At 68.7% G+C, this 20,324-nt stretch carries 19 protein-coding genes; 8 read left to right on the top strand and 11 right to left on the bottom strand.

What is annotated here, in order from left to right:
* Window positions 1-6 precede the first annotated feature (6 nt).
* From alaS to AR539_RS13245, 5 genes are all read right to left on the bottom strand, one after another.
* Window positions 7-2,685, bottom strand: a complete 2,679-nt coding sequence (alaS, locus tag AR539_RS13265) for an alanine--tRNA ligase (RefSeq protein ID WP_066437679.1) — start codon at window positions 2,683-2,685, stop codon at window positions 7-9.
* 200 nt (window positions 2,686-2,885) lie between these two features.
* The gene (locus tag AR539_RS13260) at window positions 2,886-3,149 is read right to left on the bottom strand and encodes a DUF6167 family protein (protein ID WP_231728613.1); all 264 of its coding nucleotides are present in this window, start codon (window positions 3,147-3,149) and stop codon (window positions 2,886-2,888) included.
* Window positions 3,150-3,168: 19 nt separating this feature from the next.
* Complete coding sequence (locus AR539_RS13255) at window positions 3,169-3,543, bottom strand: DUF948 domain-containing protein (RefSeq protein ID WP_066437678.1); 375 nt, start codon at window positions 3,541-3,543, stop codon at window positions 3,169-3,171.
* A gap of 144 nt (window positions 3,544-3,687) precedes the next feature.
* A complete protein-coding gene (gene rpsD / locus AR539_RS13250) occupies window positions 3,688-4,314 on the bottom strand; it encodes a 30S ribosomal protein S4 (protein WP_066437676.1) in 627 nt (208 codons plus the stop codon).
* Between the two features lie 225 nt (window positions 4,315-4,539).
* The gene (locus AR539_RS13245) at window positions 4,540-5,997 is read right to left on the bottom strand and encodes a replication-associated recombination protein A (RefSeq protein WP_066437673.1); all 1,458 of its coding nucleotides are present in this window, start codon (window positions 5,995-5,997) and stop codon (window positions 4,540-4,542) included.
* A 58-nt stretch (window positions 5,998-6,055) separates the two neighbouring features.
* On the opposite strand from AR539_RS13245, the gene AR539_RS13240 reads away from it, so the two are divergent.
* Entirely contained in the window at window positions 6,056-6,703 is a 648-nt protein-coding gene (locus AR539_RS13240) for an acVLRF1 family peptidyl-tRNA hydrolase (RefSeq protein ID WP_066437670.1), read from the top strand.
* 43 nt (window positions 6,704-6,746) lie between these two features.
* Here AR539_RS13240 and AR539_RS13235 read toward each other — a convergent pair whose 3' ends face one another.
* The gene (locus tag AR539_RS13235) at window positions 6,747-6,980 is read right to left on the bottom strand and encodes a hypothetical protein (protein ID WP_066437665.1); all 234 of its coding nucleotides are present in this window, start codon (window positions 6,978-6,980) and stop codon (window positions 6,747-6,749) included.
* A 289-nt stretch (window positions 6,981-7,269) separates the two neighbouring features.
* Here AR539_RS13235 and arr point away from each other — a divergent pair, with 289 nt between their 5' ends.
* Window positions 7,270-7,710: an NAD(+)--rifampin ADP-ribosyltransferase gene (arr, locus tag AR539_RS13230; protein ID WP_231728612.1), complete on the top strand. Its 441-nt coding sequence runs from the start codon at window positions 7,270-7,272 to the stop codon at window positions 7,708-7,710.
* A 92-nt stretch (window positions 7,711-7,802) separates the two neighbouring features.
* On the opposite strand, the gene AR539_RS13225 is transcribed toward arr, so the two are convergent.
* The gene (locus tag AR539_RS13225) at window positions 7,803-9,545 is read right to left on the bottom strand and encodes an HNH endonuclease signature motif containing protein (protein WP_066437659.1); all 1,743 of its coding nucleotides are present in this window, start codon (window positions 9,543-9,545) and stop codon (window positions 7,803-7,805) included.
* Window positions 9,546-9,670: 125 nt separating this feature from the next.
* Between AR539_RS13225 and AR539_RS13220 the strand changes: the two genes are divergently transcribed.
* Window positions 9,671-10,162, top strand: coding sequence for a hypothetical protein (locus AR539_RS13220; RefSeq protein ID WP_066437656.1), 492 nt, complete (start codon window positions 9,671-9,673; stop codon window positions 10,160-10,162).
* 7 nt (window positions 10,163-10,169) lie between these two features.
* On the opposite strand, the gene AR539_RS13215 is transcribed toward AR539_RS13220, so the two are convergent.
* Window positions 10,170-10,949, bottom strand: coding sequence for a GNAT family N-acetyltransferase (locus AR539_RS13215; protein WP_066437653.1), 780 nt, complete (start codon window positions 10,947-10,949; stop codon window positions 10,170-10,172).
* Window positions 10,950-11,058: 109 nt separating this feature from the next.
* Entirely contained in the window at window positions 11,059-12,840 is a 1,782-nt protein-coding gene (gene aspS, locus AR539_RS13210; RefSeq protein WP_066437651.1) for an aspartate--tRNA ligase, read from the bottom strand.
* A gap of 100 nt (window positions 12,841-12,940) precedes the next feature.
* Between aspS and AR539_RS13205 the strand changes: the two genes are divergently transcribed.
* Window positions 12,941-14,233, top strand: coding sequence for an APC family permease (locus AR539_RS13205; protein ID WP_066437648.1), 1,293 nt, complete (start codon window positions 12,941-12,943; stop codon window positions 14,231-14,233).
* Window positions 14,234-14,284: 51 nt separating this feature from the next.
* Here the strand turns inward: AR539_RS13205 and hisS are convergent, their stop codons facing one another.
* The gene (gene hisS, locus AR539_RS13200) at window positions 14,285-15,631 is read right to left on the bottom strand and encodes a histidine--tRNA ligase (RefSeq protein ID WP_066437645.1); all 1,347 of its coding nucleotides are present in this window, start codon (window positions 15,629-15,631) and stop codon (window positions 14,285-14,287) included.
* Between the two features lie 257 nt (window positions 15,632-15,888).
* Between hisS and AR539_RS13195 the strand changes: the two genes are divergently transcribed.
* The 3 genes from AR539_RS13195 (at window position 15,889) to AR539_RS13185 (ending at window position 19,102) form a co-directional block, all read left to right on the top strand.
* Window positions 15,889-16,689 carry a peptidylprolyl isomerase gene (locus tag AR539_RS13195; protein WP_066437638.1) on the top strand — a complete coding sequence of 267 codons (801 nt, stop codon included), beginning with the start codon at window positions 15,889-15,891 and terminating at the stop codon, window positions 16,687-16,689.
* A gap of 61 nt (window positions 16,690-16,750) precedes the next feature.
* Window positions 16,751-18,400, top strand: coding sequence for a DUF349 domain-containing protein (locus AR539_RS13190; RefSeq protein WP_066437636.1), 1,650 nt, complete (start codon window positions 16,751-16,753; stop codon window positions 18,398-18,400).
* A 93-nt stretch (window positions 18,401-18,493) separates the two neighbouring features.
* Window positions 18,494-19,102: a hypothetical protein gene (locus tag AR539_RS13185; protein WP_066437633.1), complete on the top strand. Its 609-nt coding sequence runs from the start codon at window positions 18,494-18,496 to the stop codon at window positions 19,100-19,102.
* Window positions 19,103-19,141: 39 nt separating this feature from the next.
* On the opposite strand, the gene AR539_RS13180 is transcribed toward AR539_RS13185, so the two are convergent.
* Window positions 19,142-19,444, bottom strand: coding sequence for a helix-turn-helix domain-containing protein (locus tag AR539_RS13180; RefSeq protein WP_066437630.1), 303 nt, complete (start codon window positions 19,442-19,444; stop codon window positions 19,142-19,144).
* A 66-nt stretch (window positions 19,445-19,510) separates the two neighbouring features.
* On the opposite strand from AR539_RS13180, the gene map reads away from it, so the two are divergent.
* Complete coding sequence (map, locus tag AR539_RS13175; protein ID WP_066437627.1) at window positions 19,511-20,293, top strand: type I methionyl aminopeptidase; 783 nt, start codon at window positions 19,511-19,513, stop codon at window positions 20,291-20,293.
* Window positions 20,294-20,324 lie beyond the last annotated feature (31 nt).

Below are 20,324 nucleotides of genomic sequence, written 5' to 3'. Positions count from 1 at the left end.
CGTCCGTTATCGCCGGGTAATGGCGTCCACGACGGCGGCGAGGGCCGCGCCGACCTTGGTGGCGTCGGTGCCGCCGCCCTGGGCGACGTCGTCCTTGCCGCCACCGCCGCCGCCGAGGATCCCGGCAGCGAGGCGCACCAGGGCTCCTGCCTTGACGCCGGCGGCCCGGGCGGCCTCGTTCGTGGCGATCAGGACGACCGGACGGTCGTTGCTGACACCGGCCACCGCGACGGTTGCCGGCTCGGAGCCGAGACGGGTGCGCAGGTCCAGGGCGAGGCCCCGCAGGTCGTCGGCGCCGCTGACCTGGCCGGCGTCGTGTGCGATGACCTTGACTCCGGCGGCATCCTGGGCGGTGCCCACGAGCTGCGCAGCGGCCGCCGTGAGCTGCTCCTTGCGCAGCCGGTCGAGTTCCTTCTCGGCAGCCTTGAGCTTGGTCAAGGTGCTGGCGATCCGGTCCGCGAGGAGCCCGGAAGGAACCTTCAGCATGTCGGTGAGCTCCGTGACCAGCGCGCGTTCGGCGGCGAGGTGCCGGAAGGCGTCCATGCCCACGAAGGCCTCGACGCGGCGGTTTCCCGATCCTACGGACTGTTCGCCCAGGAGGGACAGGCTGCCGATCAGCGAGGTGTTTTCGACGTGCGTGCCGCCGCAGAGCTCACGGGACCAGGCGCCGTCGATCTCCACGACGCGGACTTCGTTGCCGTAGTTCTCGCCGAAGAGTGCCATGGCGCCGAGGGCCTTGGCCTCGGCGAGGCCCATCACTTTGGTTTCCACCCGGTAGTTGTTGCGGATGGCGATGTTGGAGACTTCCTCGATCTCGGAGCGGGTGGCCGCGCTCAGGCCTTCGCCCCAGGCGAAGTCGAAGCGCAGGTAGCCGGCCTTGTTGAAGGAGCCGCGCTGCAGCGCCTCCGGCCCGAGGATCTGGTGCAGCGCTGCGTGCACAATGTGCGTTCCCGTGTGGGCCTGTTCGGCGGCGTGCCGGCGTTCCCGGTCCACGGCCGCCTGGACCAGGGAGTCCGCGCCGATTTCGCCTTCGCGGACGATTGCCTTGTGCACGCTCAGGCCCTTGACCGGGCGCTGGACGTCGAGGACCTCGACGACGAACCCGTCACCGGTGATCAGGCCGGTGTCGGCGGCCTGGCCGCCGGCCTCGGCGTAGAACGGGGTCTCGGCGAGCACCAGCTCGATTTCCTCGCCGGTGGACGCCTGCGAGACCTTGCGGCCGCCGGCCAGGATGCCACGGACCTTGGATTCGCCGGTGAGCTCGGTGTAGCCGGTGAAGACCGTTTCGCCGGCGGAGAGCAGCTCCTGGAAGGCGCTGAGGTCCGCGTGGGAGCCCTTCTTGCCCTTGGCGTCGGCCTGGGCGCGCTGGCGCTGTTCCAGCATGAGCTTGCGGAACTCGGGCTCGTCGACCTTGAGGCCGGCCTCTTCGGCCATTTCGAGGGTGAGGTCGATCGGGAAGCCGTAGGTGTCGTGCAGGGCGAAGGCGTCGGCGCCGGAGAGCGGCTTGTTGGCGGCCTTGGATTCCTTGACGGCGTCCTCGAGGCGGGCGGTGCCGGAGGCAATGGTGCGCAGGAACGCCTTTTCCTCGGCGTAGGCGATCCGGCTGATCCGGTCGAAGTCCGTCTCCACGATCGGGTAGACGCCCTTCATGGCGTCGCGGGACGCGGGCAGCAGTTCCGGCAGGCAGGCCTTTTCGACGCCGAGCAGGCGCATGGAGCGCACGGCGCGGCGGATCAGGCGGCGCAGCACGTAGCCGCGGCCCTCGTTGGAGGGTGTGACGCCGTCGGCGATCAGCATGAGGGAGGAGCGGATGTGGTCGGCGACGACGCGCATGCGGACGTCGTCGGTGTGGTGCGGGTCATCGGCCGACTCGGCGGAGGTGTATTCCTTGCCGGAGAGGGCGGCGGCACGGTCGATCACAGGGCGGACCTGGTCGGTCTCGTACATGTTCTCGACGTCCTGCAGGATCATCGCGAGACGTTCCATGCCGAGGCCGGTGTCGATGTTCTTCTTGGGCAGTTCGCCGGTGATGTCGAAGTCCACCTTGGAGCGGACGTTGTCGATCTGGTACTGCATGAACACGAGGTTCCAGATCTCCACGTAGCGGTTCTCGTCCGCGATGGGTCCGCCTTCGACGCCGTAGGACGGTCCGCGGTCGTAGTAGATCTCGGAGCAGGGGCCGGCCGGGCCGGGCTGGCCGGTGGACCAGTAGTTGTCCGCCTTGCCCATCCGCTGGATCCGTTCGGCCGGCATGCCGGTGTTCTTCAGCCAGAGCTGCTCGGCTTCGTCGTCTTCTTCGTAGACGGTGACCCAGAGCCGCTCGGGCGGCAGGCCGTAGCCGCCGTCGTCAACGCTGGTGGTGAGCAGCTCCCACGCGAACTTGATGGCGTCTTCCTTGAAGTAGTCGCCAAAGGAGAAGTTGCCGCACATCTGGAAGAAGGTGCCGTGCCGCGCGGTCTTGCCGACTTCCTCGATGTCACCCGTCCGGATGCACTTCTGCACGCTGGTGGCCCGGCTGTAGGGCGCTTCTTCGCGGGCTGTCAGGTACGGAATGAACGGGACCATACCGGCCACCGTGAACAGCAGGGAAGGGTCGCTGGAGACCAGGGAGGCGGAGGGAACCGCCGTGTGGCCCTTACTGACAAAAAAGTCGATCCAGCGCTTGGTGATCTCCTGCGACTTCATGAGCTGATTACTTACCCTTCAATATTCACTGCGTGTGTGTTCACGGTGTTTATGTCCACTGCGTTTAAGTCCACAGCGTTTGAGTCCACTGCGTTTAGGTCCGCTGCGTTCGGCGTTCCGCGGATGCTCCGCGGAACGGCCCGGGCCTGCGTCCTTGCCGGCGGCGCCGTGGGGTGCCGCCGTTTCCTATTCTCTCGCGGCTAGCGCCGCACTGCATCCTTGCCGGCTGCCTGCTCCAGGCGGGCGTCGAGGCCGCTGTCCAGGCCGAGGGCGCCGCGGAGTTCGGTCTCACGCTCGTTCATGCCCGCGCGGACGGCGTCGGCGAAGTCGTACACGCCGTCGGCGAGCCGGCCGACGGCCCGGTTGAGGCCCTCCGGTCCCAGGTTGGACTGCGCCTCGGTGATCTTGCGGAAGGCGATGACGCCGATGGCGACGCCGATTCCCATCCAGATGATTCTGTTCATGTCAGGGTCTCCCGGTGGGTTAGCGGCTGCGGCGGCCGGTGGCGGGCTTCTTGCGGGCGCTGAAGGCCGCGCGCACGCCGTAGCTGAAGGACGCGACCTTGATCAGCGGCGAACCGACCGTGGCGGCCATCAGCGAGGACAGTGCCGAGATGTTGGCGGACGCGTCGGAGACGTTGTTCGCGATCCCGTCGACCTTCTTGAGCTGCTCGTTGGTGGTGGAGACGGTGGCGGTGACTTCGTCCATCAGCGGAGTGGCGCCGTCGCTGATGGACCGGATGGAAGTCCGCACTTCGTCAAACACTCCCCCGAGCTTGAGGATCGGCACGGCCAGCAGCAGGACCAGCAGTGCGAACACTCCGGCCGCGATCAGGCCGGCAATATCGCCACCAGACATAGTCGTTCATCTCCTTGTTGCGTCGTTTCCTGCGGGTGCTGCCGGCGGATAAAACCGGCAACCGCAGAACTCCCCCCAGTACCTTACATACAAAGAAGCCCGCGGCGCGTGCCACGGGCTTCTTTGTATGGTGTCGCGTTGGATCTAGCGTGCGTAGAATTCCACAACGAGCTGCTCTTCGCAGGTCACGGGGACCTCGGAGCGCTTGGGGCGACGGACCAGGCGGGCCTGCAGGGCGTCAAGCTTGACGTCCAGGTAGGCCGGAACCATCGGCAGGACGTCGCGGTGTGCGCCGGCTGCTGCAACCTGGAACGGCGGCATGGTTTCGCTGCGGCTGTGAACGTGGATCAGCTGACCCTCGGAGACGCGGAACGACGGGCGGTCAACGCGGATGCCGTCAACCAGGATGTGGCGGTGGACAACCAGCTGGCGGGCCTGGGCGATGGTGCGGGCGAAGCCGGCACGCAGCACGAGGGCGTCGAGACGCATTTCGAGCAGTTCGATCAGGTTTTCACCGGTCAGGCCCTTGGTGCGGCGTGCTTCTTCGAAGGCACGGGTCATCTGGGCTTCGCGGATGCCGTACTGGGCGCGCAGACGCTGCTTTTCGCGCAGACGTACGGCGTAGTCGGAGTCCTGCTTCTTGCGGGCACGGCCATGCTCACCGGGGCCGTACGGGCGGCGCTCCATGTACTTGGCGGCCTTGGGGGTCAGAGCGATGCCGAGTGCACGCGAGAGGCGTGCGGTACGGCGAGCACGAGTGTTGTTAGCCACTTGTGTCCTTCCAATATCTGCGGTGTGTCAGTGTTACTGGCCTCCACGATGGAGAGCATCGGCCAACCGCTGCCTTTTGCTACTGGGCACAGGGCAAACCCATCTCAACAGCACCAGGTGCCGGAAAGCGGTGGATTGTGCGTCTGTGCCTTGCCAGACAACGAACAATCCTAGCACGCCGGGCCCGCCGGCCGTTCCGGACCCGCGGCGGCACGCGGGCTGCGGTTACTTGCCCCGGATAATCCTGCGCAGCCGCTCCAGCCGCGTGGCGATGTCGCGTTCGGCGCCGTTGGCGGTCGGCTCGTAGTAGTTGCGCCCCACGAGGTCGTCCGGCGGGTACTGCTGGGTGGCCACCGAGTGGGGTGCGTCGTGCGCGTATTTGTAGCCCTTCCCGTGGCCCAGTTGCTTCGAACCCGGGTAGTGGGCGTCGCGCAGGTGGGCGGGGATCCCGTTGCCCAGGCCGGCGCGGACATCGGCGATCGCCTGGTTGATCCCCATGTAGGCGGCGTTGGATTTGGGGGCGGTGGCGAGGTGCACCACGGCCTCCGCCAGGATGATCCGGCCCTCAGGCATGCCGATCAGCTGGACGGCCTGGGCGGCGGCGACCGCGGTCTGCAGCGCCGTCGGGTCGGCCATCCCCACGTCCTCGGCCGCAGAGATGACGATGCGGCGGGCCACGAACCGGGGGTCCTCCCCTGCCTCGAGCATCCGGGCGAGGTAGTGCAGGGCGGCGTCGACGTCGGAGCCGCGGATGGACTTGATGAAAGCGCTGGCGACGTCGTAGTGCTGATCGCCGGCACGGTCATAGCGAACGGACGCGACGTCCAGTGCGCGTTCCGTGTGCTTGAGTTCGATCTTCACCGGCGCCGCCTCTTCGGCTGTGCCGGCGGCGATCCCTTCGATGACCTCGGCGGCGGCGTCGACGTCGTCCGCGTCCCCGAAGGCGACGCCGGCCGCCGCCTCCAGCGCCGTCAGCGCACGCCGGGCGTCGCCGCCGGAGAGCCGGACCAAGTGCGCCAGCGCCTCGTCGTCGAGCTCCACCCTGCCGCCGAGTCCGCGCTCATCTGTCGCGGCCCGCACCAGCAGGCCTTCGATGTCGGCGTCGGTGAGCGGCTTCAAGGTCAGCAGCAGGGACCGGGACAGCAGGGGCGACACGACCGAGAAAGACGGGTTCTCGGTGGTCGCGGCGACCAGGACCACCCAGCGGTTCTCGACGCCGGGAAGCAGGGCATCCTGCTGGGCCTTGTTGAAGCGGTGGATCTCGTCGAGGAACAGCACGGTGGTGGTCTTGAAGAGATCGCGGGCCGTGAGGGCCTCGTCCATCACGCGGCGGACGTCCTTGACGCCGGCGGTGATGGCGGAGAGTTCAACGAATTTCCGCCCGGGGCCCTTGGCGATGACGTGGGCGAGGGTTGTCTTTCCGGTTCCGGGAGGTCCCCAGAGAATCAGTGAACTGGGGCCCGCGGGGCCGGTGGCGTCCGTGCCGGCGGCGAGCTGGCGCAGCGGCGACCCCTGCCCGAGGAGGTGCTGCTGGCCCACCACGTCGTCGAGGGTCCGCGGCCGCATCCGGACGGCCAAGGGACTGCGGGGGGACACTCGGCGGCTGTCGCCTGACTCCCCGGCGTCGCCGTCATCCTCGGGAGCGGCGGCGCCGTCCCGTCCTGCGCCAAAGAGATCATCCACATAGATAGGCTACTTCTAGTTCCCGCCTGCCCCGACACCGACAACGGAGACACCCGCCATGCCCACCACCGAGTCCCGCGTGGCGTTCGTCTCCGGCGCCCGGCTGCCCGGCTGGGTGGAGCGCTTCGCCGCGAGCCACGGCGGTTTGGTCGAGGAAGAGCTCGACGCCGGCCTGCAGCTGCGCGCCAACGACGGCGCCGTGGCTCTGCTGCAGGCGCCGTGGCCGGCGGACGGCCGGCCCGGGCACGGCGGCGACGCCGTGGCCCGGCTCGCAGCCCTGGCGTCCCAGCCCCGGAGCATCGGCGCGGTACTGGTCCGCCGCGGCGGCTACTCCGTGGCCGTGGTCAGCGGCGGGGCAGTTCTGGCCGCAAAGACCGGCACCCGCCACGTCCAGTCCCGGACGGCTGCCGGCGGCTGGTCCCAGCAGCGCTTTGCCCGGCGGCGGGCCAACCAGGCCGACGCCCTGGTGGAGGCCGTGGCCGGCCATGCTGCGCGCATCTTCGCGGACCACCGGATCGAGTACCTGGCGCCCGGGGGCGATAAGACCCTGGCCGAACAGGTCCTTGCGGAGCCGGTACTGAAGCAGTACGCCGGACGGCCGCGGCTGGCCTTCCTTGACGTCCCGGATCCGCGCGCCGCGGTGCTGAAGAAGGCCGCCGCGGACCTGTGCGCCGTGCGGATCCTGGTGACGGACCCGCCGGCGTAGCGGCAGCTACCGCCCGGGGCCGGCCTCGGCGTCGGGGTCAGTGTTACTTGCGTGCCGGACTTGCAGGAAGGCGCGATGCCAGCACGAGGCCCGCGGCGATCTGCAGGGCGCTCACGGCCCTGGTCAATCCGGGATGCTCGGCCCACATCCGCATGTACTTGCGCCACGGTTCCGGGCCGGACTCCCAGCGGGTCGAGTGCTGCACCGGAAAGACCACGCCGAGGACACCGTCACCGATGGCCATCATCGCTGCGGATTCCGCCAGAACAACTTTCATGGGATGCCTCCATTCCTTGCGCCCGCAGAACGGCCGGTGCGGCAACCTGGCCGCAGGGGCGCATGACTGTGTCACTTTCATTGGTTCAGGACGAGGTGGTTCACACCGGTTTGATTGTTCCGATTTTTCTCTGGCCGCACCCAGGGTTTCCAGTGCTGAAAGGCCCTGTCCCCCATCAGCGTCCCTGGCAGGCGCCCGTACCGTGGCCTCCTGACGGAGAAGGCGGCTATCTTGGTCCGACTGGCTGCTTGCGTCAGCGGCCGCGGACGGCGATTGGGAGAACGACGTCATGGAGGAACGAATGGAGAACCATCCAGAGGCGCCCGAGGTCAAGGATCCAGGGCCCTTTTACCACGGAACGAAGGCTGACTTGAGGCCGGGGGACCTGCTGCAACCGGGCTACAGTTCGAACTTTGGTGCCCACAAAAAGGCGAACTTCATCTACCTGACCGCAACCCTGGATGCCGCCACGTGGGGCGCCGAACTCGGGGCCGGCGAGGGACCGGGCAGGATCTACCGCGTGGAACCCACGGGTCCGTTTGAGAACGACCCCAACCTGACGGACAAGAGGTTTCCGGGAAACCCGACAAGGTCCTACCGAACCCGCGAGCCACTGCGGGTGGTCGATGAAGTTGTGGATTGGCAGCCACACTCCCCCGAGATGTTGCAGAACATGCGGAATCACCTGGAAGAACTCAAACGGCTTGGCGTTGAGGCCATCAACGACTGACCCGCTCACGAGCAGTTGCTGCGGGGCGGTTCCGGGATTCGGCCCGCGCGTGGCGTTGCACCCTTGGTTGTTCGGGCTGGCGCCACGGGAGGTCAAGCGGCGGTGAACTGGTACCAGTCCGGGAACGGATCCGTGGGCAGTTCCATGTCGGGATCCCATCCTGGGTCTTCCCGGTCTCCTTCCGGTTCAGGTTCCCGGCCGGGATCGGGAGCCCACCACTGGTCCGGGTCGGCGCCGGGATCGGCCGCCCAGCCCTGGTCCCAGGGCTCGCCGGATTCCGGGATTGCGTCGGTGAGCGGGATGCTGTCCGGCCAGGTTGGTGGTTCCCAGTCCTGTTGTTCGCTGGGGTAGGTCCGCCCGGTCGGTGAGGTCCAGCCCGGCGGGCTGGTCTTCGTGGCCCCGGCGGGCTTCCAGCCCGTGGTGTGTCTGAGGCGGTGGTGTTTGCGGCAGGGCTGGCCGAGGTTGGTGATCCCGGTGGTCCCGCCGTCGGCCCAGGCCAGCAGGTGGTCCGCTTCGTTGTCGAGGGAGGGGTTGTTGCAGCTGGGGAAGGAGCATTTGGCGTCGCGCAGCCGCAGCCATTGCCGCAGGGACTTGGTGACCCGGTAACTGGTCCGGCCGATCTCCAGCGGCGCCCCATCCCGCGGATCCACCAGCACCCGGTGGAACGAATCCGCGCCGCCGGCCACCAGGCGCCGGGCCATCGACGGCGGAATCGGCCCGTACCCGTCCAGCATCGCCGGTTCCTCCGTCACCCCCAAAAGCGAGAACACCGGAACAGTCACCAGCACCTGCGCCCGCGGCACCGGAACACCACCGGCAACCACAAGACTTCCGGCGCCGTTATCCCGGCTGCCGCCGATCCCGGTCCCTCCGTCTGAGTCATTCCTGCCGCCGTCGGCGATGCCGCCGCCGGTTACGGCCGGATCATCCCCGCCGCTGCCGACCCCGGCCCCCTCGGCGGGGGTCAGGCCAGGTATGTCGCCGGTGAGGAGGAGGGTGGCGGCGATGTCGGCGCGGAGCTGGGCCAGGGTCCGGGGCTCCTCGGGGCGTTGGAGGGCCCGGGCGTCCGCGGTGGTCCGGGCCCAGAGCGCAGACGCGGTATCGGCCGGGAGGTAGGTGTTGAACCAGGCCATCCCTTCGCGGTCCGGAACGAACTCGACCCGCCGGCCCGCCGCGCACTTTCTGTGCCGGGTTTCGATACTGACCGGGTGGTGGCGTTCCCGCCACGTACGCGCCTTGGCGCGGAACCGGCCCGGGACAAGTTCCCCGGCCGGGCAGCCCCGGGCCGGGTCCGGTGCGGCCGGGTCCAGGAAGTGGCTGTCCAGCACGGCCGCCCCGGCCGCATCCAGACTCGCCGTCTCGTCCACCATGATCCGGGCGTGCTGCCACGAGAAGGTCCCGGTCTGCAGGGCGTTCAGGGTCAGCGGCAGCCTTTCCGTCAGCGCCATGCTGTCGGAGATCAGCGCCCCGGCGGTGCGTTCGGAAACGGTCAGGGCACACGCGACCTCCGCGACCTCCGCCATCTCCTGCGCGCTGCTGGGCAGTTCCGGCGCCGCCAACGCCTTGGTCACGTCCAAATATTCCGCGGTGATCCGGGCCCGCAACGCCGCGCTCCGCGCCTCCAGCCGCGCCAGCTCCGCGAAACCGTCCAGACACGCATCCGCCCGCTCCCGCAACGGATCAGCACCCACCGGCACACGGCCTTCCGGCTGCGGATGGGCGCCTGACAGCGGGCCGGACCCGCCGTCGGGCAAGCCGGAAGAAACCGCACCAACAAGAGCATTCAACGCACCAGCGGACTCGGCGACAGCTCCCGCCGCCTCCCGGGTCTCCATACTGAAAGCCGCGCTGCTTTCCATACCCCCATCAAAGCAGGACGCACCGACAAAATTGGGGCTGGCCGCGGCGCAGCCGGACGGGCTCCCCGGAAACCCTCAGCGGCGGCCGCTAGGGTTGGAAAATGCCACAAGCCGCCGGACAGAAGCTCGGATCGTTACTGCTGCCGCTGTATTTGCTGGCCATCCTTGCCGGTATGGCAACCGGCGCGGCTGTCGGTGCTGTCCTGAGCGCAATTTCGGCCCTCCAGCGGGCCATCGACCCCGACCTCGCCGCGACCTGGGGACCGGGCGGGCTGGGGATCATCCCCATCCTGGTCGGCGTGCCGGTCGGCGCCGGGATGGCGTTGGCCCCGGCGACCGGCGCCGTCGCGGGCCTGTTCGTTCAGGCCTGGAAATCGCCGTTCCCGTCGGTCAGGAGCCAGGCCCGCGCCGCCGCGTGGGGTGCCGGGCTGGCGTCGGTCCTGCTGACGTGCGGTGCGTTGTTCATGGACGGCGCCAGCGTCCCCGCGATCATCGCAGCCGGTGCAGCGTATGCGCTGGTGTCCTTCTATCTGGCATCGGCCATCACCTCGAGGCTTCTCCGGTACCGGGAGTCCCGGGACGCAACAGACTGACACCAGGTCAGCAGCCCGTGAGGTGCCTCTTGGGCCGTTCCTGCCGATAGAGGTAGCGGCCGGCCGGCCTGAACCCCGCGCGGGTGTAGAGATCCCGGGCTCCGGTATTGGAGGCCATCACCAGCAGCCAGAAGTAGGTGGCGCCCCGGGCTTCGCCTTCGAGCAGCAGCGCCTGCAGGATGCGGGCGGCACAACCTCGCCGCCGGGCGTCCGGGCGCGTCGCCATGCAGTACAGCCCGCCCGCCGCGCCGGCTGCTTCCGGCGGCAGGGACAGGCGCCCGACGGCGGCCGGCTCGCCGCCGTCCTCCCGCACGAGGGCGTACAGCGAGGGGCACGCTTCAAGGATTCCCCGGGCGACGGCGAGGTCCGTGTCGCCACCGCGGCCGTCCACACTCCACCACAGCTGCAGCCACTCCGGAGTGGGTGTCTCGGATACTTCGACGCCGCCGGTAGCGGGGACCTGCGTCCCGCCGTCCCGGACCAGTATCAGGGTCTCGGACTGCCGGGTGAACCCTTCCTCATCCAGCAGGGCGTTGAGCGGCGCGGAGCGCGGGTCGTCGAAGACCTGGAAGATCAGTGGGAGCCGGCGTTTCCGGTACCAAAGGCGTGCCTCCCGGAGAGCTGATGAAAGCAGGTGCGGATCCGTGCCAGGTTCGCGCGGCCAGACGGAGTTGGCCCGCTGGGTCACCCCGGAAGCCGCACGGAGCACCCAGCCGGCGTGCTCCTCCCGGTCGGCGGCGGCCCACGCGGCGTCCATCAGTTCCTCAATATCCAGCCCCGGCGCCATGTCAGCCCTTCCGTCCCCCACGCTGTCGGGCCTGCGCCGGACAGCTGATTGCTGTGACAGCAAAGGCTCCCCGGTTTCCCGGAGAGCCTCTGCCGATCATCTTTTCAAGCTACTTGGTGCCGTCAGCCTTCTTGGCTTCGGGCTTGAAGTCAACGCCGGCTTCCTTGCGCTGCTGCGCCGTGATGGGAGCCGGAGCCTGGGTCAGCGGGTCGAAACCGCCGCCGGACTTCGGGAACGCGATGACGTCGCGGATCGACTCGACGCCGGCGAGCAGTGCCACCACGCGGTCCCAGCCGAAGGCGATGCCGCCGTGCGGCGGAGCGCCGAACTTGAAGCCCTCCAGCAGGAAGCCGAACTTGGTCTGGGCGTCTTCCTTGTCCAGGCCCATCAGCTCGAAGACCCGTTCCTGGACGTCGCGCTCGTGGATACGGATGGAGCCGCCGCCGATTTCGTTGCCGTTGCAGACAATGTCGTAGGCGTAGGACAGGGCGGACTCGGGGTCCTTGTCGAAGGTGTCCATGAACTCGGGCTTGGGCGAGGTGAACGCGTGGTGCACGGCGGTCCACTTGCCGGCACCGACGGCGACATCGCCGGAGGCCACGGCGGCTGCGGCGGGCTCGAACATGGGGGCGTCCACCACCCAGCAGAATGCCCAGTCGGAGGGGTTGATGAGGCCGGTGCGGTGGCCGATCTCCACGCGGGCAGCGCCGAGCAGCGCCCGGGACGGGGTCTTTTCCCCGGCCGCGAAGAAGATGCAGTCGCCGGGCTTGGCGCCGACGGCGTCAGCCAGGCCTGCACGCTCGGTGTCGGTGAGGTTCTTGGCCACTGGGCCGGCGAGTTCGCCGTCTTCCTTGTACAGGACGTAGGCCAGGCCCTTGGCGCCGCGCTGCTTGGCCCATTCCTGCCAGGCGTCAAGGGCGCGGCGGGCCTGCGAGGCCCCGCCGGGCATAACCACGGCACCGACGTAAGGGGCCTTGAAGACGCCGAAGTTGGTGTCCTTGAAGAACTCGGTCAGCTCCGTGAGCTCCAGGCCGAAGCGCAGGTCCGGCTTGTCGGAGCCGTAGCGGGCCATGGCGTCGTGGTAGGTGATGCGCTGGATCGGCGTCGGGATCTCGACGTCGATCAGCTTCCAGAGGGCTTTGACGATGTTCTCGCCGAGGCGGATGATGTCGTCCTGCTCCACGAAGCTGGCTTCGATGTCGAGCTGGGTGAATTCCGGCTGGCGGTCCGCGCGGAAGTCCTCATCGCGGTAGCAGCGGGCGATCTGGTAGTACTTTTCGAACCCGCCCACCTGCAGGAGCTGCTTGAACAGCTGCGGGGACTGCGGCAGGGCGTACCAGGAACCGGGAGCCAGGCGTGCGGGCACCACGAAGTCGCGGGCGCCTTCCGGCGTCGAGCGCGTCAGCGTGGGGGTCTCGATTTCGACGTAGCCGTCCTGGTGGAGCAGTTCACGGGCCACCCGGTTGGCCTCGGAACGCAGGCGCAGGTTGCGGGCGGGGCCGGGGCGGCGCAGGTCCAGATAGCGGTGCTTGAGGCGTGCTTCCTCGCCGACTTCCACGTGCTCGTCAATCTGGAACGGCAGCGGATCGGAGGTGTTGAGGATGGTGACCTTTTCGGCCATGACCTCTATCTCGCCCGTGGGGAGCGCGGGATTCTCGTTGCCCTCGGGGCGCTGGGACACGGTGCCGGTCACCTGCAGCACGTACTCGTTGCGCAGGCCGTGGAAAACCTCTTCTTCCCGGACCACAACCTGGGCGACGCCGGACGCGTCGCGCAGGTCGACGAATGCGACACCACCGTGGTCACGACGCCGGCCGACCCAGCCGGTGAGGGTTACGGTTTGTCCAATGTGCTCGGAGCGGAGGGATCCGAGGTCATGTGTGCGCAGCACAGCACGCCTTTCTGAAGAAGACAGAGGGAAATCAGTTCACTAGGATCGCTTTCTGGAACGATCCCGTTCGAGTTTACCCGTTGGAGAGGCACCCCAAGCCATGGCTAGCCGGCACCCGAGCGAATCCTCCCCCGACGTCCCCCCGGCCCGGCAGCTGCAGCGTCGGCTGGGCGTGGTGGATTCCACCGCAATCGGTCTCGGCTCCATGCTGGGCGCGGGCGTCTTTGTCGTCTTTGCCCCGGCTGCGGCCCTGGCCGGCCCCCTGCTGGCCGCCGCAGTGGCGGTGGCAGGGGTGATCGCCTACTGCAATGCGGTGGCGTCAGCCCAGCTGGCCGCTGTGTACCCCTCCAGCGGCGGCACCTACGTTTACGGCCGGAACCGGCTGGGTGAGTGGCCCGGCTTCATCGCGGGCTGGGGCTTCGTGACCGGCAAGACGGCCTCGTGCGCGTCCATGGCCTTGACGTTCGGCCATTACGTTGCCCCGGACTACGCGACGCCGCTGGCGCTGGCCGCCGTCGTGGTCCTCACCGGTGTCAACCTGCTGGGAATCACGCGGACGGCGCTGCTGACCAGGATCCTGCTGGGCGTCACCCTGGCCACCCTCGCCTTTGTGGCCGCTGCCGCCATCCTGGGACCGCACGCTGCACCCGGCGCCGGTGCCGCCAGTGCCGCCGCGGGCGGCTGGGCCGTGCTGCCGGCGGCCGGGCTGATGTTTTTTGCTTTTGCCGGCTATGCCCGGATCGCGACCCTCGGCGAGGAGGTCAAGGACCCCACCCGCACCATTCCGCGGGCCATCCTGGCAGCGCTGGGCACGGCCTTTGTGATTTATCTCGGGCTGGCGCTGCTGCTGCAGTGGCACTTGCCGGCAGAGCAGCTGGCCACGTCCACGGCCCCGCTGCTCGACGCCGTCACAAGCTCCCAGCTCAGCGCCGGCGCGCCGTTCGTCCAGGCGGGCGCCGCCGCCGCGTGCCTCGGCGCGCTGCTGGCCCTCATCACCGGTGTGGGCCGGACCGCCATGGCCATGGCCCGGGAACGCGACCTGCCGACCCCGCTGGCAAGGGTGGGCGGCGCGCACACCGTCCCGTACCTTGCCGAACTGGCCGTGGCGGCCGCCGTGATCGTCCTGCTGCTGACCACGAACGTGCTCACCGTGGTGGGCTTCTCCAGCTTCGGCGTGCTGATCTACTACTCGGTGACGAACGCGGCCGCTTTCACCCTGCCGGCGCGCCCGTGGCATGCGCCGCGCTGGCTCAACGTCCTGGGCTTCCTGGGCTGCCTGCTCCTGGCCGTCACCCTGCCGCCCGCATCCGTGCTGGGCATGGCGGCGGTGCTGGCCGTGGGCGTGGCCGGGCGTTTCCTGGTGCTTCTGCGGCGCAGGAACGCCGCCGCTTAGGCAGATTCAGTCGCCTAGCCAGATTCAGTCGTTTAGGCAGAATCCAGCCGCTTAGGCCTTCAGGACCCGGACGTTCAGGTCCTCCGGGGCCGGAGCCCAGGTGGCCGGGTCGGCGTCGACCTGTTCGCCGGAGCGGATGTCCTTGACCTGGTGCTTGCCGTCGTCGTCCGTGAACCAGACGAAGGGGATGCCGCGGCGGTCCGCGAATTTGATCTGCTTGCCGAACTTCTCGGCCTTGGCCGCCACCTCGGTGGCGATGCCGCGGCTGCGGAGCTCCGCGGCGACGTCCTGCGCCGCACCCCAGCTGTCATCGCTGTTCAGCGCCACCAGTACGGCGGTGGGCACGGAGCGTGTGGCCTTGGCGAGGTCCTGGCTGAGGATCCGTGAGACCAGCCGGGTCACGCCGATGGAAAGCCCGACGCCGGGGAACTTGCGGTTGCCCTTGCTGGCGAGGGCGTCATAGCGTCCGCCGGAGCAGATCGAGCCGAGCTGTTCGTGGCCCACCAGGACGGTTTCCACCACGGTGCCGGTGTAGTAGTCCAGGCCGCGGGCGATGCTGAGGTCCGCCACCACCTTGCCGGGGGCGCGCTGGACGGCGGCGGCAATGACCTGCTCCAGCTCCGCCAGGCCTTCCTCGAGCAGTTCGTTGCTGACGCCGAGGGCGCGGACCTGTTCCACGAAGGAGGTGTCTTCGGTGCGGATCGAGGCGAGTTTGAGCGCGGCCTGCGCCTGCTCGTCCGAGGCCCCAAGCTCTGACTTCAGGAGTTCGGCGACCTTGGCCGGGCCGATCTTCTCGAGCTTGTCGATGCTGCGCAGCACCCCTGCGGTGTCCGTGAGGCCGATGCCGTTGTAGAAGCCCTCGGCCAGCTTGCGGTTGTTGATCCGGAGCAGGAAGTCAGGGATCGGAAGGGCGCCCAGCGCCTCCGCGATGACCAGGGCGATCTCGACGTCGTACCGGAACGGCAGGTCGCCGTCGCCCACGATATCGATGTCCGCCTGGGTGAACTCCCGGGCACGGCCTTCCTGCGGACGCTCACCGCGCCACACCTTCTGGATCTGGTACCGGCGGAACGGAAACGCAAGGTAGCCGGCGTTCTCGACGACGTACCGGGCGAAGGGCACGGTGAGGTCGAAGTGCAGGGCCAGGGCGTTCGGATCGGCCTTGTGCGATGCCGCGTCCGCTGCGTCGTCGTCCTGCAGCCGGCTCAGGCCGTAGACCTCTTTGTCGATCTCACCCTTGCGCAGCAGCTGCCCCACGGTCTCCACCGCGCGGGTTTCGATCGAGGAAAAACCGTGGAGTTCAAAGACCCGGCGCAGCGTGTCCAGCACATGCAGCTCCACCAGCCGCTCCTCGGGAAGCCACTCGGGGAATCCGGACAGGGAGGCGGTGCGTGCCATGGTGGATTTTCTCCTCAGGTAAAACCGGCCGGCGCCTCCTGCGCCGCGTTGCGGCCAAAACGGGGCGACCGAAACGGGGATCAGATAGGCAGCAGAGCGGCCGGTCATGCATAAACTGTGTGCGGCAGTCAGTTTATGCGTTCCCCCGCCGCAACTTCTAATGCGGCAAGGTACCGCCGGATTGCCGCAGCATGACCGCTGAAACCGCAACGGCGCCCCGGCGCGGCCCGGTTTCGGCCCTACACCCAGGAGGACTTTTGGCGGCCAGTTCACGGAGCGCCCGCGAAGCCAGGCGGCGCGTCCAGCAGATGGAGGCGAAGCGCGAGCTGCGCAAGGAACAGGACAAGCGCCGCAAGCGCGACAACGTCCTGGCCATCAGCGCAGGAACGGCCGCGGTGGTCCTCGCCCTGGTGCTCCAGCTGACGGTCTTCTCCTCCAATCCCACCGAGGATGAGTACGCCGCCGCCCAGGCCGGACTGACCACACCGTCCCCCACGCCGTCGGCCTCCCCCACGAATGCCGAGAACATCCCCAAGCCCGAGACGGCCGCGGGCCAAACGTTCACCGGCGAACTCAAGCTGAACAGCGGCACCCTCGGCGTCGAACTGGACGGAACAGCCGCACCCCAGGCGGCCGCCGTCTTCAAGTCCCTGGCGGACCAGAACTTCTACGCCGGCCTGAACTGCCACCGGCTCACCACGGGCGAGACGTTCGGGGTGCTGCAGTGCGGCTCCAAGGCCGGCGACGGCAGCAGCGACCCCGGCTTCACGTGGGGGCCCCTGGAAAACACGCCGCAGGACAACAACTACCCCGCCGGCACCATCGCGGTGGCCCGCAGCGGCGGCAACGCCTACAGCAACGGCACGCAGTTCTTCATCGTGTACAAAGACACCGTCATTCCGGCCGATGCCGCCGGCGGCTACACCGTGGTGGGCAAGGTGACGTCGGGCCTGGACGTGGTGTCCAATATTGCGGCCGCAGGACTAAAACCGGGTGATAACGCCGCAGACGGCGCCCCCGCGGAACCAGTCACGATAGACTCGTTCTCTCTGAAGTAACCAGCCGTTGTCCCAGTGGCCACGGCCCCGGTATTTCCCTCCAAGCGAAAGACTTCTAGCGGTGACAGACAGTCAGAAATCCGACGAAACAGTGTCAGCAGCAGTTGCCGGCGAAACCGAAGCCCCGGCTTCGGTGACGGCCGAGGCGACCGACACCCCCACAGACACGGTGCCGGAAGCGGCGACCGGGCAGGCTGCGGAGGCCGAGGTGCCCGCTGAGGCACCCGAGGCTGAGGCATCCGCCGAGGACGCTGCCCCGGCGGCTGCCGAGGCTCCCGCCGAGGAGGCCGCTTCGGCGGCTGCCGAGGCTCCCGCCGAAGAGGCCGCTTCGGCGCCTGCGCCGGCTCCTGCCGCACCCCGGCCTGCACCGTCCCCGGCAGCGTTTGCTGCCCGGCCGAAGTCCAAGCCCTCGCCGGCAGCACCGGCTGCCGTTCCCCCGGCCGTTTCCTCCGCCGCGTCCCTGGCCGAGGCCGCACGCTGGGGCCGCGTCGAAGGCGACGGCCACGTGTTCCTGACCGTCGACGGTGAAGAGCACCCCGTGGGCCAGTACCCCGGCGTCAGCGATGATGAAGCCCTGGGCTACTTCGCCCGGAAGTACGACGACGTCGTCGCCCAGATCCTCCTGCTGGAACAGCGAGTGAGCTCCAAGGCGCCCACCACGGACATGCAGAAGACCGTCACCCACCTGCGCGAGCTGTTGGCCGAGCGGAACATGGTGGGCGATATCCGCTCCGCCGAGGGCCGCCTGGACACGCTTGCCCAGCAGATCACTGCGCTGGAAAAGGCTGAGAAGGCCGAACACGAGGCCGTGCGCGCCGCAGAACTGGCCGCCCGTGAAGCGATCGTGGCCGAGGCTGAGGAGATCGCCGGCCACGACCCGGCACAGATCCAGTGGAAGACCTCCAGCGCCCGCATGAACGAACTGTTCGAGAGCTGGAAGACCGCGCAGAAGAGCGGCGTCCGGCTCGGGCGCAGCAACGAAGACGCACTCTGGAAGCGGTTCCGTGCTGCCCGCACGGTGTTCGACCGCCACCGCCGTGCGTACTTCTCCCAGCTGGACAGCAACAACTCGGCAGCCAAGGCCGCCAAGGAGAAGCTGATCACCGAGGCCGAGGCACTGTCCTCGTCGACCGACTGGGGCTTCGCCGCCGGCGAGTACCGCCGCCTGATGGACCAGTGGAAGGCGTCGCCGCGCGCCAGCCGCAAGGACGACGATGCCCTGTGGGCGCGGTTCCGCGCCGCCCAGGATGTCTTCTTCACCAACCGGCAGGCAGCCAACGACGAGATCGACCAGGAGTACGGCGCCAACCTCGTGGTCAAGGAGGCACTCCTGGTGGAGGCCAACGAGCTCCTGCCCATCAAGGACCTCGCGGCCGCCAAGAAGTCGCTGCAGTCCATCCGCGACCGGTGGGAAGAAGCGGGCAAGGTGCCCCGCTCCGACATGGGCCGGGTCGAGGCTGGGCTGCGGAAGGTCGAAGACGCCGTACGCCAGGCCGAGGACGAGAACTGGAAGCGGTCCAACCCGGAGACGAAGGCGCGCACCAACAGCGCGCTGACTCAGCTGGAGTCCGCTATCGCCGGGCTCCGCGACGACCTTGCCAAAGCAGAGAAGGCCGGCGACCAGCGCAAGATCCAGGCCGCCAAGGAAGCACTCGAAGCCCGTGAGGCGTGGCTGGCGCAGCTCGAGAAGTCGGCAAGCGAACTCTCCTAGCCCCAAGCACCACACAGCAGGCCCCGCACCGGTTATCCACATGACCGGGGCGGGGCCTGTTCGCTTTGCCCGGAGCGGGTACAGGATGGCGGCATGGTCCCCGCTTCCGGCCCTCCGGCACCGCCGGTTCCGTCCGGCCCCGAACTGTACTCCCCCGGGCCCCTGTTCACGTGGCCTGAGCTCCAGGCCATGGCCTCCGACGGTGTGCTGGCACGGCTCAACGAGTGCGGCTACCTGGCGCCGGGCACCCGCCCCACCCCGCACCTGCGCGCCCGGGCCGCTGCGGTGCTGATCCGGCCGGCCATCCGGCAGCGGGTGGTCGCCGGCCGGATGACGGCTGCCTGGATCTTCGGCTGCGCCCCGGAACCGGACCGCCTGGCCCTCCTGGTGGACGCAAAACGGCGCATCTCCAGCCTCAGGTCCACCCGGGGCTGCACCCTTCATGAAGTGCGCCTGGGCGCCTACGACGTCGTGAGCCTGGGCGGACTGATGGTAACCAGCCCGCTGCGCACCTCCGTGGACATAGCGCTGCACGTGGATGCCGAGCGGGCCGTGCCGGCACTCCGGGCGCTGCTGGCCCAGCCCGAACTGGGCCTGCGCCTCCGGCTGCTCCTGCTGGCAGTCGAGGCCACCCCCAAGGTGCCGCACAAGAAGGCGGCCCTGGCAAAACTCGACTGCCTCCGGGCCGGGCCGTCGCCATAGCACCCCAGCGACGGCCGCGCCGGGCCCGGACGCCCCGCCTCAGGAGGCCAGGCGCTCGCGCGGGCCCTGGCCGGCAGCAGCCGGTTCGATATCATTTTCGACCTGGTTGATCTCTGCCCACACCGCATCGAGGGACAGGCCGAGGACACCGGCAATCGCCGCGATGGTCGGGAAAGCAGGGGTGGCCACGCGTCCCGTCTCGATCTTCCGGAGGGTCTCCGGGGAGACACCCGCGCTCAGTGCGACCTCGAGCATGGGGCGCCCTCCCCTGGCGTGGCGCAAGAGGGCACCAAGGCGTTCCCCGCGTTCGACGTCGGAGGGTGTGAGCGGCAGTCTGACCATGGATCCAATTCTAATACCGGGATAATATGACCGGTATAGTTATTGGAAACTGACAGAAGGTGCCGCATGATCGAAATCCTGAACCCCACCGAACTGGCCCGGGCAAGGGAGGCCGGTGCCCTCGTCGCCGACATCCTGCAGTCCCTGAAAAGCCGCAGCGTGGTCGGCACCAACCTGCTGGACATCGACCGCTGGGCCCAGGCGATGATCCTGGAAGCCGGGGCGCAGTCCTGCTACGTCGACTATGCCCCATCCTTTGGCCGCGGGCCCTTCGGCCACTACATCTGCACAGGCGTCAACGACGCCGTGCTCCACGGGCTGCCCCGGGACTACACGCTTGCCGACGGCGACCTGCTGACACTCGACCTCGCCGTGGCCAAAGGTGGCGTCGCGGCGGACTCAGCCATCAGCTTCATCGTGGGCGGCGCACAGCCTCCGGAGAGCGTCGCGATGATCAACGCCACCGAGCACGCCTTGGCCGCAGGGATCGCCGCGGCCGGCCCCGGAGCCCGCATCGGCGACATCTCCCATGCCATCGGCTCCGTCCTCAGTGAAGCGGGCTACGCCATCAACACTCAGTTTGGCGGACATGGCATCGGATCCACGATGCACCAGGACCCGCACGTCCCGAACACCGGGCGTCCCGGCCGCGGATACAAACTCCGCCCCGGGCTGCTGCTGGCACTGGAGCCGTGGGTTATGGCGGACACCGCCGAGCTGGTCACGGACGCCGACGGGTGGACCCTCCGCAGTGCGACCGGCTGCCGGACAGCACACAGCGAGCACACCATCGCCATTACCGGCGACGGAGCCGAGATCCTCACCTTGCCCCGGGAGGCCCGCCCGTAAGCGGGAACGGGGGCCTCATGCCCGGCGCCTG

It is taken from the genome of Arthrobacter sp. EPSL27 (assembly GCF_001512305.1).
GTDB lineage: Bacteria > Actinomycetota > Actinomycetes > Actinomycetales > Micrococcaceae > Arthrobacter.
This window is presented reverse-complemented; position numbering and strand designations above follow the sequence as displayed.

What these genes read in the sequence shown, in the direction of transcription:
- AR539_RS13255 (WP_066437678.1), bottom strand. Translation starts at nt 3,543, where the DNA reads ATGTCTGGTGGCGATATTGCCGGCCTGATCGCGGCCGGAGTGTTCGCA.
- alaS (WP_066437679.1), bottom strand. Translation starts at nt 2,685, where the DNA reads ATGAAGTCGCAGGAGATCACCAAGCGCTGGATCGACTTTTTTGTCAGT.
- map (WP_066437627.1), top strand. Translation starts at nt 19,511, where the DNA reads ATGATCGAAATCCTGAACCCCACCGAACTGGCCCGGGCAAGGGAGGCC.
- AR539_RS13260 (WP_231728613.1), bottom strand. Translation starts at nt 3,149, where the DNA reads ATGAACAGAATCATCTGGATGGGAATCGGCGTCGCCATCGGCGTCATC.
- arr (WP_231728612.1), top strand. Translation starts at nt 7,270, where the DNA reads ATGGAGGAACGAATGGAGAACCATCCAGAGGCGCCCGAGGTCAAGGAT.
- hisS (WP_066437645.1), bottom strand. Translation starts at nt 15,631, where the DNA reads ATGGCACGCACCGCCTCCCTGTCCGGATTCCCCGAGTGGCTTCCCGAG.
- AR539_RS13220 (WP_066437656.1), top strand. Translation starts at nt 9,671, where the DNA reads ATGCCACAAGCCGCCGGACAGAAGCTCGGATCGTTACTGCTGCCGCTG.
- AR539_RS13235 (WP_066437665.1), bottom strand. Translation starts at nt 6,980, where the DNA reads ATGAAAGTTGTTCTGGCGGAATCCGCAGCGATGATGGCCATCGGTGAC.
- AR539_RS13225 (WP_066437659.1), bottom strand. Translation starts at nt 9,545, where the DNA reads ATGGAGACCCGGGAGGCGGCGGGAGCTGTCGCCGAGTCCGCTGGTGCG.
- AR539_RS13205 (WP_066437648.1), top strand. Translation starts at nt 12,941, where the DNA reads ATGGCTAGCCGGCACCCGAGCGAATCCTCCCCCGACGTCCCCCCGGCC.
- AR539_RS13215 (WP_066437653.1), bottom strand. Translation starts at nt 10,949, where the DNA reads ATGGCGCCGGGGCTGGATATTGAGGAACTGATGGACGCCGCGTGGGCC.
- AR539_RS13185 (WP_066437633.1), top strand. Translation starts at nt 18,494, where the DNA reads ATGGTCCCCGCTTCCGGCCCTCCGGCACCGCCGGTTCCGTCCGGCCCC.
- AR539_RS13180 (WP_066437630.1), bottom strand. Translation starts at nt 19,444, where the DNA reads ATGGTCAGACTGCCGCTCACACCCTCCGACGTCGAACGCGGGGAACGC.
- AR539_RS13240 (WP_066437670.1), top strand. Translation starts at nt 6,056, where the DNA reads ATGCCCACCACCGAGTCCCGCGTGGCGTTCGTCTCCGGCGCCCGGCTG.